Below are 15,735 nucleotides of genomic sequence, written 5' to 3' on the forward strand. Positions count from 1 at the left end.
TCCGGTTGAACCGGCGGGCCCGCCGATCCGTGTAGTGGTGTGTGGGTGAGGCTGAAAAGCCTTATCCAACATCATATTTCCGGATCGACTTACCTCGAAGGGGGTAGGCGGGATGACGCAGGGCACACGCACGGAAGTTGCGGAAGACGTCGATCGGGACGAGGTTCCGATCCTGCGCAGAGTACTGACCGAGGGGGTCGGTACTTTTGTGCTGGTATTCGCAGGTGTCGGGACGGCGGTACTGGCCGGCGGCAGGGTCGGGGCGCTCGGGGTCTCACTGGCATTCGGATTCACCCTGCTGTGCCTGGTCTACGCCATCGGCCGGGTGTCCGGGTGCCATATCAATCCGGCGGTGACGCTCGGTCACCTGGCGCTGGGCCGCATTTCGGTCGTGGCCGCGAGCCTGTACGTGGCCGCACAGGCGGCCGGCGCGCTCCTCGCCGGACTGCTCGTCTACGCGATAGCCGGTGGCCTGCCCGGATATCACCGCGCGGACGGATTGGCCGCCAACGGATTCGGCGAATACAGTCCAGCCGCGAAGGGCGGGCAGGACGGGTACGGGCTGTGGGCCACGATCACGGTCGAGGTGGTGCTGACCGCGCTACTGGTGTTCGTGGTGCTGTCGGTGACCGAACAGGTGGCCGATACCGCGCTCGCCGGGCTGGCCATCGGCATCACCCTGGCCGTGACCAATCTGGTCGCCATCCCGGTCGACAATGCCTCGATCAACCCGGCCCGCAGTCTCGCCTCGGCGCCGTTCCAGGACGACGCCCTCGGACAGTTGTGGGCCTTCATCGTCTTCCCGCTGGTCGGCGGGGTGATCGGCGCGCTGGTCTACGCCGCCGTGCACGGCCGCCCGGTCAGACGGTGAAGGAGGTCACCCCGTCCACCACGCGCGCCAGCTGCTCTGCGGTCAGTCCCGGCCAGAGCGGCAGGCGCACAACGGTTCCGGAGAACTCCGCGCTGCGCGTGCACGGCACCGGAGTACGACCCAGTTTCAGCCCTGCCGGGCTGGAATCCAGTGGTACGTAATGGAACGGGGCCACGATGCCGCGCTGCGCCAGATGCGTGATGAGGTCGTCGCGGCGGTGCTCGTCGGGCACCCGCAGGTAGTAGAGGTGCGCCGTGTGATCGCGATCCGCCGGCACCGTCATGAGCCGGACATCATTGCGGCGCGCCCACTCCGGGAGCGCGGCGGCGTAGGTGTTCCACACCCGGTGCCGGTTCTCCTGGATGGTGTCGAACTCGCTCAGCTGCGCGTCCAGCACCGCGGCGTTCAATTCGCTCGGCAGGTAGCTGGAGCCGATGTCCTGCCACGAGTACTTGTCCACCGCGCCGCGCAGGAACCGCGCCCGGTCGGTGCCCTTCTCGCGGATGATCTCCGCCCGCGCCATCAGGATCTCGTCGGTGAGCAGCACCGCGCCGCCCTCACCGCAGTGAATGTTCTTGGTGTCGTGGAAACTCAGCGCGCCGATGGTGCCGATGGTGCCCAGCGGGCGGCCCCGCCAGCGGCCACCCAGGCCGTGCGCGTTGTCCTCGATGATGGCGATGCCATTGGCGTCGGCGAGGCGCTGCAGGCCCTCCATGTCCGCCGCCACGCCGCCGTAGTGGATCACCATGATGGCCTTGGTGCGCGGCGTGATGAGCTGCGCCACCGACTCCGGGTCCAGATTGCCGGTGGATAGGTCGATATCGGCGAAAACCACTGTGGCGCCGCGCAGGGCCATGGCGGTGGCGCTGGAGGTGAACGCGAAGCTCGGGACGATGACCTCGTCGTCCGGGCCGAGTTCCAGCAGCAGCCCGGACATTTCGAGCGCGTGCGTGCACGAGGTGGTCAGCAGTGCGTACGGCGCCCCGGTGACCTCCCGCAGCTTCGCCGTCGCGGCCGCGGTGAACGGGCCGTCGCCGTGACTGTGGTCGGAGGACAGCACCGCTTCCACATTGGGCAGCTCACGCGCGGCACGGAACGGGCGGCTGAAGATGATGCGGTCAGTGCTCACCCGGGTCTGTCCCTCTCATTGCTGCGTCGTATTCGATTTCACGGTAGCGGTTTTCGCGCGGTTCGGGCCGCGGCGTGGGCGAATCCACTGTCAGGTATAGCGGTTTGCCCACCAGGACGTGCAACGCCACACCGAGATATTCGGCGATCAGGCCCAGCGAGAACAGCACCGCGCCCGAACACAACAGCAGCACCGTCATGAGCGAGGCCCAGCCCTCCGGATCGGAACTGCTGTCGGTCAGCGCCTGATACACCACCCACGCCGCCATGATCCCGCCGACCACGGCGAGCGTGACGCCCAGCAGGCTCACCAGGCGCAGGCCGCGAGTTCCGCTGCACAGCACCATCTTCCAGAACAGCGAGAACAACCGGCGGTAGTTGTAGCCGGAATCCTCGCGGCCCTCGGCGCGCAAGGTGACCGGCACCTGCGCGACATCGCCCACCACCCAGGTGAGCGCCACATCCAAATACACTCCGTTGGAGGCGACTCCGGCCAGCTGCCGCGCGATATCGCCGCGGATCAACCGGTAGGACTCGAAGCGGGTGGAGTCCGGGAACGCGAACAGCGTGGCCAGCACCACCTTCGCGCCGCGCGAGGTGATATTGCGCAGGAAGCCGTGCGGGCGGGTGTTGCTGGGCTTGGAATACACCAGGTCCGCGCGCTGGTCCAGTGCCGCGTCGAGGAATTCGCCGATGAACGCCGGATCGTGCTGCCCGTCCTCGTCCATGGTGACGGTCCAGTCGCCGTGCGCGGCGGCCATGCCGGCGATGGTGGCGGCGTCCTGCCCGTAGTTGCGGCTCATCCACACCACCCGCACCTGCGGATAGGTTTCGGCGAGCTCCTGCAGCACCACATCGGAGCGGTCGGGGCCGTGGTCGTGCACCAGCACGATGTCGTCCACTCCGAAGAGCACGCCGTCCGGTGTCGTGACCGGTCCGCCCAGTTTGTCCAGCTCGGCAACGAGCGCGGCAATGGTCTCCTCGCCCCGGTACACGGGCACGACAACGGACACGGCGTGCACCCGCCCGGGGACGGGGGCGCCGCGTCGATCGGTCTCGGACCGAGGGGTGCGGGCAGACGGAATCGGCATCAGCTCAATCGACTTTCGAGGACGGTGCGCGCCGGAACTCCTCGCTGAACAGCAGAGTTCGAGCCGCGGTGAACTTTAACACGCTGCAGGTCGCGACAATCGGGTCGCGGGCTGATCATGGCCACATCATTCCTTACGTCCGGAATCTCCCAACGGACTGGGACAATGCCATCCGGCGAAACGCACTGTAGGGTCTGGAACTCGTGGTGGAAAGCTCAATTTCCGAGGTGGTCGGGGCCACCGAATCCGAGGCCGATGAACGGGCGGCGCGGCGTGCAGTGAACCGCTGGGGCATGATCACCGTCGCCGGTGTCGCGCTCGGATACCTCGCGGTCGTGCTGGCAAATGCCCGGCACTTCTTCACCGATGACACTGAATCCCAGTACACCGGGCTCTGGGTGTTCTTCGGTCGTGCCTTCCGCGAGGGGCATTTCCCGCTGCTCATTCCCGAGCAGTGGATGACCGGCAATTACACCAATGAGGAAGCGGGACTTTTCAATCCGCCGCAGCTGCTGATCGACCTGATCACGCCCTCGGTGCCGAACCTGGCGGTGTACGCCACCCTCGTCAAACTCGTCTTCGCGATCATCGCCGGCCTCGGCGTGTACCGCGTCTGCCTCGTATACGGTTCCCGGCCCGAATGGGCCGCGGTCGCCGGTGTGGCCATGCCCTTCACCGGGTTCTTCCTCTTCTTCGACGAGGCCAGCTGGTACACGGCCATGACCGGCACCGCGTGGATGATCCACGCCTGGGCCTCCTCGGTGCGGTATGCCCGCGGCAAGGGCGGCCCGATCCCGGTCTTCCTCTACCTCTACCTCGCGATCACCGTGCAGTACGTGTTCCCGGCGGTGGAAGCGGTATTGATGCTGCTGGCCGTCGCGGTGGGCGAAGTGGTGCTGCGCGGGAAGGCATCCTGGCTGCCGCTGCTGCGCTTGACCGCCGCCGCGGGCTGCGCGGGTCTCGCCGGTCTGGCGACCTTCCTGCCGAGCATGTTGTCGGCACAGGTGAGCTGGCGCGGCAATTCGCAGATCAATAACGACATGTTCCTGACCGTGCCGTGGTCGGAATCGCTGAATGCCAGCCTGCCGAGCACGATGCCCGCGTTCCAGTCGTGGTGGGGATATGTGCAGCCGCTGCCCATGACCTATATCGCCTGGTTCCTGATTCCGGCATTGGCATTCGTGGACTGGGCCGCGGCGCGGGCGCGGTGGAAGGAATTCGTCTCCATCTCGCTGTTCGCGCTCATGGCCCTGATGTGGACCGCGGGGCCGGGCACCGTCGGGCCACTACGCTGGCCCGCGCGCGTACTTCCCATGCTGGCGCTGGGTCTGCTGGTGCTGGTGTGTGTACTGCTCGGGCGCTTCGGCACGGTACGCAACTGGCGTAACCGGGGCATTGCCGCCGGGGTACTGATCCTCGCGCTGTGGGTGCGCACCTTCTCCGCCGACCCGCACGATGTGCTCTGGCATGTGCTGTCAGCGGTCATCGTGGCGGTCCTCGGTGCGGCGGTGGTGTGGCTGGGGCGCACGCGCGGCGTCGCAGCGGCGGCCGCGCTGACCCTGGCCGCCGTCATACCGATCGCCTATTTCCAGGTGCGGTCCGTGCAGCCTACGCCCATGTCGTGGAACCTGCCCGCGAACCGGGAAGACGCCAAACAGGTTTTCCCGAAGTTCGCCGACGGCACCACGATTCAGCTTTCCGACCGCGGTCTGCTGCAGCCCGCGGACAAGAGCCTGCAGGGCGCGTACGGGTCGCTGGTGTGGGGCAACTACGCCAAGGACCTGGAACGCAACTACGTCAACGGCTATACGCCCAACGGGCACTACTACTTCGGCCAGATGCTCTGCATGATTTGGGACGGCAGCGTCTGCCCCGACGCCTACCGGCGCATGTTCGCGCTCGAACCGAGCACCGGCCGCACCCTCGCCGACCTCATGAAGGTCGACCGGGTCGTGTTGCAGAAGGCCATGTTCCCCGACGCCGGCAACCAACCCGCCCCGGACGGCTGGCATTTCGTGGACGTGCCCGGGCACGAGAAGTACATCTGGGTGCTGGAGCGTGACAACGGCCCGATCTCCGCGGTGAACGGCCGCATCGCCGATACCCGCAACGTCACGGCGAACTCGTTGTCCGAGACCGACACCACCAGCCGCGTGCGCGTCAGCTCCGACACCGGCGGCCGGCTCATCTTCTCCCGCCTGGCCTGGCCCGGCTACCGCCTCACCCTGGACGGTAAGAGCGTCCCCTTCACCACCGTCTCGAAAGTCTTTGTCGCCGTGGACATCCCCGCGGGCACCAAGGGCGCGATCCTGGACCTGACCTGGCGTCCGCCGGGCTGGAAGATCGGCATCGGCAGCGCCGCCGCCGGTCTCCTCGGCCTCTGCCTGCTGCAATACCTCTGGTTCCGTGGCCGCCGCCCCGACGAAGACCACGCCGACCCGGTCAACCCGGAATCGACCCGAGAATTGGTGGATTCCCTCTCGTGACAACCACCGACAACCCGAGCAGCGCGGCCTCCCCGCCGGCCGGCACCGAGATCCCCGCCGAGTCCGGCCCCGCCGGCCCGCTGCTCCGGCTGGTCCGTCGCCAGGAAGTGGCCTACGCCTTGGTCGGCGGCTTCAACACCGTCCTCGGCATGGTCCTCACCGTCATCTGGCTGACCGTCCTGCACGGCGTGGTCTCGGAAAACGTGGCCGCCGCCCTGTCGGTGGCACTGGCCTACTGCGTCAGCATGGTCATAGCCTTCGTCCTCCACCGCACCTTGGTATTCCGAGTCCGCGGCCACCTCCTGCGCGACTTCATCGCTTTCGTAGGCGTGAACCTGGTGGGCATGCTCCTCAACATGGCCCTCCTCCAGGGCGCGGTCTCCCTCCTCCACGCCCCCGACAAGCCCGCCGCCGTCGTGGTCATGGCCTTCGTAGCCATAGCCAGCTACTTCGGCCACCGCCACATCTCCTTCCGCCGCACCCACGATGCACCCCCTGCCACCGAGGCCCGGTAGTTTGTCCCCCATGTCGGACGAAACCTTGGACGCCACCCTCCTCACCCTCCTCGCCTGCCCCCAGGACAAAGGCCCCCTGACCCTCGTCCACACCGAATCCGGCACCCAAACCCTCTACAACCCCCGCCTCCACCGCGCCTACCCCATAGACAACGGCATCCCCGTCCTCCTGGTGGACGAAGCCCGAGACGTCCCCGAAGCAGAACACACCTACTTCCTCACTCAGCCCTGATCGGGTAGGTCGCCGGTGAAGTAGCGCTGGAGGGTGGGACCCACCAGCGCTACCAGCTCTTCGAGGGGCATGGAGGCGATGGGTTCTATCTGCACTATCTTGCGCGCCACCAGGATTCCGGCCAGTTGGGAGGCGGCCAGGACCGAGCGTTTTGCGCCGGTGCCGGGGGGTGTGTCGACTCTGGGCTGGATTTCCTTGAGGACTATGTCGAGGATGAAGGTGCGGGCCAGGGCCGGGTCGGCGGTGCCAAGGACCGATCGGAAGGCCGCGATGGCTTGTACGCCCAGGGGGGAGTCCCACACGCCTACGACCGCGCGGACCAAGGCCTCGCCGAGGTTGTCCGCCGGGACTGTGGCCAGCTGTGCCAGGACTATTCGCGGGTCGATGGGGAGTTGGAGCGCGGCGGCCAGCAATTCGGCCTTTGTGCCGAAGTAGTGGTGTACCAGAGCAGGATCCACGCCGGCGGCGATGGCGATGGAACGGATCGAGGCCTTGTCGAAGCCCACTTCGGCGAACCGCACCCGGGCGGCTTGGAGGATTGCCTCCCGGGTGCCGGAGTTGCCGGGGCGGCGGCCGCTGCGGGCGGTGTTGCCGGAGGTCACGCGGTGCGCCGCCGTAGGGTTGCGGCGCCGAGGATGAGGGCTACGGCGGCGAAGGCGGCTACTACGGCGAGGTCTCGCCACATCAGGGCGGTGGCGCCGGTGTGGGTCGAGACCTGTTGCAGGGCATCGACCGCGTAGCTGAGGGGGAGGACGTTGCTGATGGCTTCCAGCCAGCCGGGGAGCTGGCCGCGCGGGACCAGCAATCCGCAGAGGAAGAATTGCGGCAACACGATCACGGGCATGAACTGTACGGCTTGAAACTCGGTGCGCGCGAAAGCACTTGCCAGCAGGCCCAGGGCTACGCCGAGTACCGCGTCGAGGATTGCGATGAGTACCACCAAGGCCGGGCTGCCCGCCGAATTCAGTCCGAGGAGCCAGAAGGCCACCAGGCAGGCGACCGCGGCTTGCGCCGCGGCGGCGACCGAGAACGCGCTCGCATACCCGGCCAGCAGATCCAGTTTGGCGATGGGCGTGGTCATGAGCCGTTCCAAGGTGCCCGAAACCCGTTCGCGCTGCATGGCGATCGCGGTGATCAGGAACATGACCACGAACGGCAGGATGCCGAGCATGGTGATGCCGATCCGGTCGAACAGCCGCGGCTGGCCCGGGAATTCCGGATAGTTCTTGTACACGAAGTAGAGCAGCGCCATCAGCGCCGCGGGCACCACGAGAATCATGGCGATGGTGCGCCGATCGGTGCGCAGCTGCCGCAGGATCCGGAGCGTGGTGGCGGTGTAGCAGCGCAGCGGCTGCGGCCCGGCCGGCCGCGAAAGGGTGGCGGTCACAACTCTTCTCCCATCCGGATGAGCTTGAGGAACGCGTTCTCCAGGCTGGATTCGCCGGTATCGGAACGCAGTTCGGCGGGGGAGAGCTGGGCCAGCAGCCGCCCCTCCCGCATGAGCAGCAGTTCGTCGCAGTGCTCGGCCTCGTCCATGACGTGACTCGAAACCAGCAGCGTGCGGCCTTGTTTCGCGAGCGCGTGGAACTGCTCCCACAGATCCGCGCGCAGCACCGGATCCAGCCCGACGGTCGGTTCGTCCAGCACCAGCAGTTCCGGATCGGCCACCAGCGCACAGGCCAGCGACACCCGGGTCCGCTGCCCGCCGGAGAGCTGATTGCCGCGCTGCCGCGCGTAAGCGCCGAGCCCGACCGCCGCCAGCGCGGTCTCGACCTCCGCGGCCGAAGCCCCGTACAGCGCACCGAAATACGAGACGTTCTCGGTGACGGTGAGATCGTCGTAGATGCTGGGCGCCTGGGTCACATACCCGACCCGCTGCCGCAGCCCCTTCGACCCGGCTTCCTCGTCGAGCACGGTCACCGTGCCCTTTTCGATGATCTGCGTGCCCACGATGCTGCGCATGAGCGTGGTCTTGCCGCAACCGGACGGCCCGAGCAGCCCGGTGATGCTGCCGCGCGGAACGGTCAGCGAAATGTCCTGGAGTACCTGATGCCCGCCGCGCCGCACTTCGAGGTGCGCGATGGCGATGGCGGGCGGGGCAGTGGTCGGCGCCGTCACGGTCACCCTCAATTCATCGAGTGTTGAATTCACTACGTGATGAATTGTGCGCCCGGACGCCGGAGGAGGCAAGACCCGCCACGCCGGAGATCGGTAGCGCCTTCGCCCATATGTACATGGGAATATGCGCATTAAGGCATGTTTGTCCGGATCTGTCTGACGAAACCGTGACAAACCCGGCCGAATCGGCCAGTCGGCCAGTATTGACGCCGCGGACCGCCGAGAATCGCCGGAGTACCCGGACCCGCCGAGCGCTCGCCGGCCGAGCGGGATCTTCGCCGCCAAGGAGGCCGTATATGCGCGTATTGCTCACCGGCGCAGCCGGATTCATCGGCTCGCACATCCACCGCACGCTACTGGACGCGGGCCACGAGGTGACCGCCCTCGACCTCATGCTGCCCGCCGCCCACGGCCCCGACGCGGAGCCCCCGGCCGGCGTGGACCGCGTCGACGTCCGCCACCCGGAAGCCCTCGACGCCCGCCTGACCGGCATCGACGTGGTCTGCCACCAGGCGGCCGTGGTCGGCGCCGGCGTCAGCGCCCAGGACGCCCCCGCCTACGCCAGCCACAACGACCTCGGCACCGCCGTCCTGCTCGCCGCCATGGATCGGGCACAGGTCCGGCACCTCGTCCTGGCTTCGTCCATGGTCGTCTACGGCGAAGGCCGGTACATCACCGCCGACGGCACGGAAGTCGCCCCGGGCCCGCGCATCCCCGCCGACCTCGACCACGGCCTCTTCGACAACTACGCACCCTCGGGCGAGCCCCTCACCTGGGCCCCCATCGACGAGGACGCCCCACTGCGCCCGCGCAGCCTCTACGCCGCGGCCAAAGCGGCACAGGAGCATTACGCGTCGGCCTGGTCCGCGGCCACCGGCGGCACCGTGACCGCGTTGCGATACCACAATGTCTACGGCCCCGATATGCCCAGGGACACACCGTATTCCGGCGTGGCCGCCATCTTCCGTTCATCGCTCGAGGCGGGCGAATCACCCCGGGTATTCGAAGACGGCGGCCAGACCCGCGATTTCATCCACGTCCACGACATCGCCGCGGCCAATCTCGCGGCCATCGAACGCCCGCTCGGCGCATTCACCCCGCTGAATATCGCCTCGGGCCACCCGATCACGATCGCGGAAGTGGCCACCGTGCTCGCCACCGCACGCAATGGCAAGCCACCGGTCGTGACCGGCGACTACCGTTCCGGCGACGTCCGCCACATCGTCGCCAGCCCCCAACGGGCCAGGCGCGCACTGGGTTTCACCGCCGCCATCACCCCGGAACGAGGTCTGACGGAATTCGCCACCGCACCCTTGCGCGCCACCGCTGCGGCGGGAGCACCCACCTGGCGCTGACCCTCAGGCCCCACCGTCCACCGAAACGCGTTCGCGCATGAGGAATTCCACGGTCGCCGCGAACGCCTCATCCACCCGCTCCCGATCCCCGGTGGTGATCAGATCCAGCTGCAGGCCCCGCACCTGCGCGAGAATGAATGTCGCTGTCCGGGAAACGGTTTCGGCGGGCCAGTGATACCGCAGCAGTTCCCGTTCGATGACGGTCAGCCAGTCCGTGACGAGCGCCGACACCGGGTGATCCGGTGTGCGCGCGGCCGTGGCGACCAGTTCGAACAACACCAGGAACTGTCGTTGCTCCCGCGGCCGGCAGAGATGCTGCCACGCCGCGTGCAGTAGTTCCGCGGGCGAGTCCACCGCGCGCAGTTCCTCGCTGAGCAGCCGCTCCTCGAAGTCGGCGCGAATATGCTCGAGCACCTCGGCGATCAACGCTTCCTTGGTCGCGAAATGCCTGATCAGCGTCGCGTGACTGACCCCGAGCGCTCGCGCTGCCGGTCGCAGCGACAGCTCCCGCACCCCATTGTCGAGCACGTATTCGGTGGCGGCGGCGAGTAGTTCCGGCCGGCGATGCTGGAAGCGCAAGGTCCGGCCGTCGATCCTGGTTTCCGCTTCTGGAGCCCGCATGTGCGAGATATTACCGTTCCAAACGGTTACGTAACCGACTGGTACGGCTATTCTCGGGAAGTGCGGCGGGACAGCGCGCCGGCGAGTGAGGAGACGATATGAGGTACGACGAATACCGCGCGTACGACGCGGTCGGCCTGGCGGAACTCGTCGCGAAGGGCGACGTGCACCCCACCGAGCTGCTGCAACTCGCACTCGACCGCACCGCGCAGGTCGATCCCTCGCTGAACGCGATCAGCCTGCTCATGGAACAGAACGGTAAGGAACTCGCGCAGCGCGCCGACCTCACCGGCCCCTTCGCGGGGGTCCCGTTCCTGATCAAGGACCTCGGCCAGGACTACGCCGGCTACCCGACCTCCGGCGGCACCGGACCCCTGCGCAAGGTGCGCGCCACCCGCAACAGCATCGTCGTACAGCGCTGGCTGGATGCCGGCCTCGTCGTCTTCGGCAAGACCACCACCCCCGAATTCGGCAGCAAGGCCATCACCGAGACCCGGACCTTCGGCGCCACCCGCAATCCGTGGAACACCGACCGCACCCCGGGCGGTTCGTCCGGCGGTTCCGGCGCGGCCGTCGCCGCGGGCGTCGTTCCCATGGCCGGCGCCAGCGACGGCGGCGGCTCGATCCGAATTCCCGCCGGCTGCAACGGTTTGTTCGGTCTCAAGCCCGGCCGCGGTGTCGTGCCCAGCGGTCCGGTCTTCGGCGATCCGCTCTTCGGCGCGGTGAGCGAGGGCGTGCTGTCCCGCAGCGTCCGCGATACGGCGGCCATGCTCGACGTGCTCAGCCCGCCCGACCCGGGCGCCCCATACGCGGTGCCCCGCCCCGATCGCCCGTACCGCGATGCCGTCACCGAACCGCCCCGGCGCCTGCGCATCGGCTTCACGCATGCCGCACCGCAGGGCACGCCCGTCGACCCGGAGGCCGTGCGCGCCGTCGAACAGGTCGCGGCTCTCCTCGAAAGTCTCGGTCACACAGTCGAACCCATCACCCTGGATATCGACGGCCGCCAGCTCGCCTTCGATTTCATGACCGTGTGGACCGCCTCGGCCGCCGCCGAACTCGAGCAGGCCTGCCGCGTGGGCCACGCCTCGCCGTCCGATTTCGATATCGACACCCAGGTGCTGGCCGCCGTCGGCCGCGGCGTCCCGGCCCCCGAACTCATGGCGGCCCATGCCCGCTGGAACACCTACACTCGCGCCCTCGCCGACTTCCACGCCGGTCACGACCTGCTGCTGACCCCCACCCTCGCGGAACCGCCCCTGCGCATCGGCCAGAACCGCACTCCCGCACCGGCGGAAACCCTGCTCCCGCCGCTGCTCCGGATCGGCGCCGGAAAAGTCCTGGCCCGCACCGACTTCTACCGCAACCTGGTGACCGCCAACCTCGCCGCGGTCCCGTTCACCCAGCTCGCCAATATCACCGGCCGTCCCGCCATGAGTGTCCCCACCCACTGGACCGCCTCGGGCCTGCCGCTGGGCACCCAGTTCGTGGGCCCTACGGGTTCGGAATACCTGCTGCTGCAACTGGCGGCCGAACTGGAGACCGCGCAACCCTGGTTCGACAAGCACCCGCCCGAGCCGAAGGCCTGATCGGCGAGAACGGGCAACGGCCCGGAAGCTGCGGGGCTTCCGGGCCGTCCAGTGCTCCGGGCGTCGTGCACGTATCCGACGCCCCGTGCCACGCTTCGGCCGGCGCCCGCGGAGGCGGCTGGAGTCTGAGATAGCCACACCCACGGAGCATCCTTGGTAGACGCAACCACGGCACGCCCCACGGCGCCCGGAGCAGACCGGCATCGAATCAATTGAATCTCAGTCGGTCCCAACGAGTGTCGCGTCATGGCAGGCGCACCACCACCATCGCGGCGGCAGATGGCACATCCGGTCTGCGAGTTGGCGTTACTGGTCGGTCAGGAGAACGGGGCGATCACGTCTCCCCATTGGCGCCGAGCAACGGCAGCCGGACCTCGAAACTGGCGCCGTCCTCCCGATTGCGGGCGCTGATATCGCCACTGTGCGCGGCCACCAGACCAGCGGCGATGGCCAAACCCATGCCACTGCTGCTGCCCAGCCCGTCGGCGCCGGGCGAGCGCGCGGTACTGCCGCGATAGGCGACCTCGAAGATGCGGGGCAGGTCGGCCTCGGAGATCCCGGGCCCGGTGTCGTCCACTCGGGTCCAGGCGTGCCCGTCCTCGGCGCCCGCGGAGATATCGATGCGGCCGCCCGGGGGAGTGTGCGCGATCGCGTTGGCCACCAGATTCGTGAGCACCCGGCCCAGCGCGCGATCACTGCCCGCCACCACGATGCGGTCGTCGGGCTGTCGCGCGGACAGTTTGATGTGCGCCTTCTCCGCGGTGGGCTGATTCGCCGCCAGTACCTCGTCGATGAGTTCGCGCAGATCCACCGGTTCCATCTGCAGGCGCAGCGCACCGGCATTGATCTTCGACATCTCGAACAGGTCGTCCACCATGGCCGAGAGCCGATTCGTCTCGCGCACAATGCGATCCGCGTACCGCGCCACATCGATCGGACCCGCCACGACCCCGTCCTGCAGGGCCTCACCCATGGCGCGAATACCCGCCAGCGGGGTGCGCAGGTCGTGGCTGACCCACGCCACCAGTTCCCGCCGCGACCGTTCGGCCGCCCTTTCCTGTTCGAGCATCTCCCGCTCCCACACCATGGCCCGCGCCTGTTCCCGCCCGAGCAGGATGGCCGCCGGCACCGTCACCGCGGTCACCACCGCGAGAACCACTGCGGTGCGCATGAAGTCGTGCGTGAACATGAGCCCGCTCACCGCCACCACGCCCGCCAGGGTGGCCAGCGTCGGAATCAGCACCAGCACAGCCATACTCGTGGTCATGGTGCGATTCCTGGTGTAGCGCAACAGGAGCGCGCCGATCACCACCACCGGCAGCGAACCCGCCAGCGCATAGCCGATGAGGGACGGGGTATCAGTCGGCACCGTTGGCCTCCTCGGTGGAATCGGCCCGGCCCCAAGCGTATCCGCGACCCCACACCGTCTCGATGCGATGTGCGGCGCCCAGTTTCGCGCGCAGGCGTTTGATGTGCACGGTGACCGTGGACAGGTCTCCGAAGGACCAGCCCCACACCTCCGACAGCAGTTCGCTGCGGCTGTACACGCGTTGCTGATTGGCGAGCAGGAAAGCGAGCAGATCGAATTCGCGGGCGGTGAGCTCCACCGGTTTCCCGGCGGCGAGCACCGTCCGGGACCCGCGGCGCAGCTCCACTTGATCGCCGCGCAGCACTTCGTCCACCGCGGGCGCGGGATGCGCGCGCCGCAGCACCGACGCGACGCGCAAGGCCAGCTCGCGCGGACTGAACGGCTTGGTCACGTAATCGTCGGCCCCGGCCTGCAATCCGATCACCCGGTCGTCCTCCTCACCGAGGGCGGTGAGCAGGATGATCGGCATATCCGGATGCGGCCCGGACCGCACCGCGCGGGTCAGATCGATCCCGTCCGGTGGCGGCATCATCACATCCAGCACGGCCAGGTCGATCTCGTTGCGTGCCAGCACCGCCGCCGTCGACGGCCCGTCCGAGGTCTCGATCACCGTCAGCCCGTCGCGTTCGAGGTACCGCCGCACCACTTCCCGCACCACGGGGTCGTCGTCCGCCACCAGAATCCGCATCACCATCACCAATTCGTCAGTATGAAGTGATTGACGAGCAGCGCCCCCACCGCCTGCACCGCCAGCCACACCCGAACATCCCGCCGCGGCAGCAAGGCCGCCCCCGCCAGCATCCACACATCGAACGGCAACCAGATCCGCTCCGTCTCAGCCTTGCTCAACCCGCTCAGATCCGCCAGCAGGACAGCGGTCGCGGCCGCTCCGGCCACCAGGGCCGCGGGCGTTACCGCCGTCCGCCACCCGGCGAAGCCCGCTTCCAGCCGAGCCTTGAGCCCGGGGGCAGCCATGGCCGCGGTACGGGAGCCGAACTCCGGCGCCACCGCACCGGAACCGCCGGCGCCGCTCGAAGTTCGGGCGGTCGTGCCGGAATCGGTGTGGCCCGATCCGGCGGTCGCGCCGCCGTGCGCCGCGGGGCTCGCGGATATCCCCTGTGAGACAAGGGCTCTCGCACCGCCCTCTGGTCGCGTCGGCTCGGGAAGGTCGGCGACCTGGCGCGATGCCCGCCACAAGGCGGGTAGGTGCAGGCCGCCGGCTACGCGGTGCGCGGCGGCGAGCGGAGCCAGGCCGAGGGCGCAGATCGTGGCGGCGAGATTTCCCCACACCCAGTAGGAGTAGGGGCGTTCGCTGGCGATGCCTTGGTAATAGCGTTGCACCACAAGGTGATAGCCGTCGAGCCACCAGAATCCCGATGCGGTGAAAGCGCCGACCACGATCAGCATGCCGAGGGCCACGGGCAGCGCGGGGCGCAGGGAGCGGGCGATCAGGACCGCCAGCGCGGGAACGGCAATCAGGACCAGGCCGTAGTTGAGGTACAGGGCGAAGCCGAAGGCCGAGCCGGACAATGCGGAAACCGCGATCCACCCGGTGTGTTGCCGGGTCGCGAGGGCGAGCAGAGCTATCGCCCAGGCACTCACGCCCGCGAAGAGCGCGTCGGCGGAGACCGCTATCCAGATCACCGCGGGAGCCAGGGCCAGGAAAGGCGCTGCGGCGCGGGCATTCCGCTCGGAGCCGAGGGCCCGCAGCGCGACCATGACCGCGGCCGCTGCGCTGGTACCCACCACCGTGCACAGCACCGCTGCCCACGCGCCGCCGCCGAGCCCGATCCGGTCCATCAGCACGAACACCAGCAACGCGCCCGGCGGATGCCCCGACACGTGCGTGGTCCACGAATCCGGCTGGAAATCCAGAATGCGGCCGGAGAATCCGCGCAGCATGGCGCCGATATCCTGCACGCCGCCCACCTCGTGCAGGTATTCGTCGCGGGTGGTTAGCCGTCCGGCGAAGCCGCGCTGCCACCCGTCCACCATGGCCAGTGCGAAGGCCCACGCCAGCGCGGTCAGCCAGGTGACGAGCAGCAGCCGTCGCCAGGGCAGGCGTGCCGCGGCGGTCGGCCCGTAGGCCACGACGCCTAGGGCGATCGCGATGGCCGGGCCTGTGCCCCACCCGATATGCGGCAGCCAATCGCCGAAGATCGGCGCGGCGCCCGCGTACAGGTGGTCCCGCCATCGTTTGCCCATGAATAGCGGTATCAGGAACGCTGCGGCCACCAGCAGGGCTGCGCCTGCCGCACACAACACATCTGCCCGGCGTGGCCGACCGGGCAGATCAAGGGTCACGGGAGCTTTCGGCACGCCCTCACCCTAGGCCGCCGTCACCCCCGGATCCCTGGATA

Annotated in this window: 15 protein-coding genes; 6 read left to right on the top strand and 9 right to left on the bottom strand. The window is 68.3% G+C overall.

Annotation, left to right across the window (positions count from 1 at the left end):
• Positions 1–112 precede the first annotated feature (112 nt).
• Positions 113–871: an aquaporin gene (locus ACH438_RS36225; RefSeq protein ID WP_397013798.1), complete on the top strand. Its 759-nt coding sequence runs from the start codon at positions 113–115 to the stop codon at positions 869–871.
• Here ACH438_RS36225 and rffA read toward each other — a convergent pair.
• Both rffA and ACH438_RS36235 read right to left on the bottom strand, forming a co-directional pair.
• Positions 861–2,000, bottom strand: a complete 1,140-nt coding sequence (gene rffA / locus ACH438_RS36230; RefSeq protein WP_397013800.1) for a dTDP-4-amino-4,6-dideoxygalactose transaminase — start codon at positions 1,998–2,000, stop codon at positions 861–863. The two genes, ACH438_RS36225 and rffA, sit on opposite strands and share 11 nt — an antisense overlap.
• Entirely contained in the window at positions 1,990–3,021 is a 1,032-nt protein-coding gene (locus ACH438_RS36235; RefSeq protein WP_397013877.1) for a glycosyltransferase, read from the bottom strand. The genes rffA and ACH438_RS36235 overlap by 11 nt, the downstream gene beginning before the upstream one ends.
• Before the next feature lie 362 nt (positions 3,022–3,383).
• On the opposite strand from ACH438_RS36235, the gene ACH438_RS36240 reads away from it, so the two are divergent.
• From ACH438_RS36240 to ACH438_RS36250, 3 genes are read left to right on the top strand one after another with little or no spacing between them, the layout of a single operon-like run.
• The gene (locus tag ACH438_RS36240) at positions 3,384–5,576 is read left to right on the top strand and encodes a hypothetical protein (protein ID WP_397013879.1); all 2,193 of its coding nucleotides are present in this window, start codon (positions 3,384–3,386) and stop codon (positions 5,574–5,576) included.
• Positions 5,573–6,091, top strand: coding sequence for a GtrA family protein (locus tag ACH438_RS36245; protein WP_397013802.1), 519 nt, complete (start codon positions 5,573–5,575; stop codon positions 6,089–6,091). The genes ACH438_RS36240 and ACH438_RS36245 overlap by 4 nt, the downstream gene beginning before the upstream one ends.
• Before the next feature lie 10 nt (positions 6,092–6,101).
• Positions 6,102–6,323 (top strand): Trm112 family protein, encoded by a 222-nt coding sequence (locus ACH438_RS36250; RefSeq protein WP_397013804.1) that lies wholly within the window; start codon positions 6,102–6,104, stop codon positions 6,321–6,323.
• Here ACH438_RS36250 and ACH438_RS36255 read toward each other — a convergent pair.
• The 3 genes from ACH438_RS36255 to ACH438_RS36265 are packed head-to-tail and all read right to left on the bottom strand — an operon-like array spanning position 6,314 to position 8,441.
• Positions 6,314–6,925, bottom strand: coding sequence for a TetR family transcriptional regulator (locus ACH438_RS36255; protein WP_397013806.1), 612 nt, complete (start codon positions 6,923–6,925; stop codon positions 6,314–6,316). The two genes, ACH438_RS36250 and ACH438_RS36255, sit on opposite strands and share 10 nt — an antisense overlap.
• Positions 6,922–7,710, bottom strand: coding sequence for an ABC transporter permease (locus tag ACH438_RS36260; RefSeq protein WP_397013808.1), 789 nt, complete (start codon positions 7,708–7,710; stop codon positions 6,922–6,924). Before ACH438_RS36260 ends, ACH438_RS36255 begins: the two co-directional genes overlap by 4 nt.
• Positions 7,707–8,441, bottom strand: a complete 735-nt coding sequence (locus ACH438_RS36265) for an ABC transporter ATP-binding protein (protein ID WP_397013881.1) — start codon at positions 8,439–8,441, stop codon at positions 7,707–7,709. Before ACH438_RS36265 ends, ACH438_RS36260 begins: the two co-directional genes overlap by 4 nt.
• Before the next feature lie 296 nt (positions 8,442–8,737).
• Between ACH438_RS36265 and ACH438_RS36270 the strand changes: the two genes are divergently transcribed.
• A complete protein-coding gene (locus tag ACH438_RS36270) occupies positions 8,738–9,796 on the top strand; it encodes an NAD-dependent epimerase/dehydratase family protein (protein ID WP_397013810.1) in 1,059 nt (352 codons plus the stop codon).
• Between the two features lie 3 nt (positions 9,797–9,799).
• Here ACH438_RS36270 and ACH438_RS36275 read toward each other — a convergent pair whose 3' ends face one another.
• Complete coding sequence (locus tag ACH438_RS36275) at positions 9,800–10,417, bottom strand: TetR/AcrR family transcriptional regulator (protein ID WP_397013812.1); 618 nt, start codon at positions 10,415–10,417, stop codon at positions 9,800–9,802.
• 98 nt (positions 10,418–10,515) lie between these two features.
• On the opposite strand from ACH438_RS36275, the gene ACH438_RS36280 reads away from it, so the two are divergent.
• Positions 10,516–12,006, top strand: a complete 1,491-nt coding sequence (locus ACH438_RS36280) for an amidase (protein ID WP_397013814.1) — start codon at positions 10,516–10,518, stop codon at positions 12,004–12,006.
• 334 nt (positions 12,007–12,340) lie between these two features.
• Here the strand turns inward: ACH438_RS36280 and ACH438_RS36285 are convergent, their stop codons facing one another.
• Genes ACH438_RS36285 through ACH438_RS36295 form a run of 3 tightly spaced genes read right to left on the bottom strand, consistent with a single transcriptional unit; the run spans position 12,341 to position 15,694 of the window.
• Positions 12,341–13,375 carry a sensor histidine kinase gene (locus ACH438_RS36285; protein WP_397013816.1) on the bottom strand — a complete coding sequence of 345 codons (1,035 nt, stop codon included), beginning with the start codon at positions 13,373–13,375 and terminating at the stop codon, positions 12,341–12,343.
• Positions 13,365–14,069 (bottom strand): response regulator transcription factor, encoded by a 705-nt coding sequence (locus ACH438_RS36290; RefSeq protein WP_397013883.1) that lies wholly within the window; start codon positions 14,067–14,069, stop codon positions 13,365–13,367. Before ACH438_RS36290 ends, ACH438_RS36285 begins: the two co-directional genes overlap by 11 nt.
• Positions 14,069–15,694, bottom strand: coding sequence for a hypothetical protein (locus tag ACH438_RS36295; protein ID WP_397013818.1), 1,626 nt, complete (start codon positions 15,692–15,694; stop codon positions 14,069–14,071). The genes ACH438_RS36290 and ACH438_RS36295 overlap by 1 nt, the downstream gene beginning before the upstream one ends.
• Positions 15,695–15,735: the final 41 nt, after the last annotated feature.

Origin of the sequence: Nocardia sp. NPDC020380 (genome assembly GCF_044386975.1) — a bacterium.
GTDB lineage: Bacteria > Actinomycetota > Actinomycetes > Mycobacteriales > Mycobacteriaceae > Nocardia.

What these genes read in the sequence shown, in the direction of transcription:
- ACH438_RS36270 (WP_397013810.1), top strand. Translation starts at nt 8,738, where the DNA reads ATGCGCGTATTGCTCACCGGCGCAGCCGGATTCATCGGCTCGCACATC.
- ACH438_RS36225 (WP_397013798.1), top strand. Translation starts at nt 113, where the DNA reads ATGACGCAGGGCACACGCACGGAAGTTGCGGAAGACGTCGATCGGGAC.
- ACH438_RS36275 (WP_397013812.1), bottom strand. Translation starts at nt 10,417, where the DNA reads ATGCGGGCTCCAGAAGCGGAAACCAGGATCGACGGCCGGACCTTGCGC.
- ACH438_RS36280 (WP_397013814.1), top strand. Translation starts at nt 10,516, where the DNA reads ATGAGGTACGACGAATACCGCGCGTACGACGCGGTCGGCCTGGCGGAA.
- ACH438_RS36250 (WP_397013804.1), top strand. Translation starts at nt 6,102, where the DNA reads ATGTCGGACGAAACCTTGGACGCCACCCTCCTCACCCTCCTCGCCTGC.
- ACH438_RS36290 (WP_397013883.1), bottom strand. Translation starts at nt 14,069, where the DNA reads ATGGTGATGCGGATTCTGGTGGCGGACGACGACCCCGTGGTGCGGGAA.
- ACH438_RS36240 (WP_397013879.1), top strand. Translation starts at nt 3,384, where the DNA reads ATGATCACCGTCGCCGGTGTCGCGCTCGGATACCTCGCGGTCGTGCTG.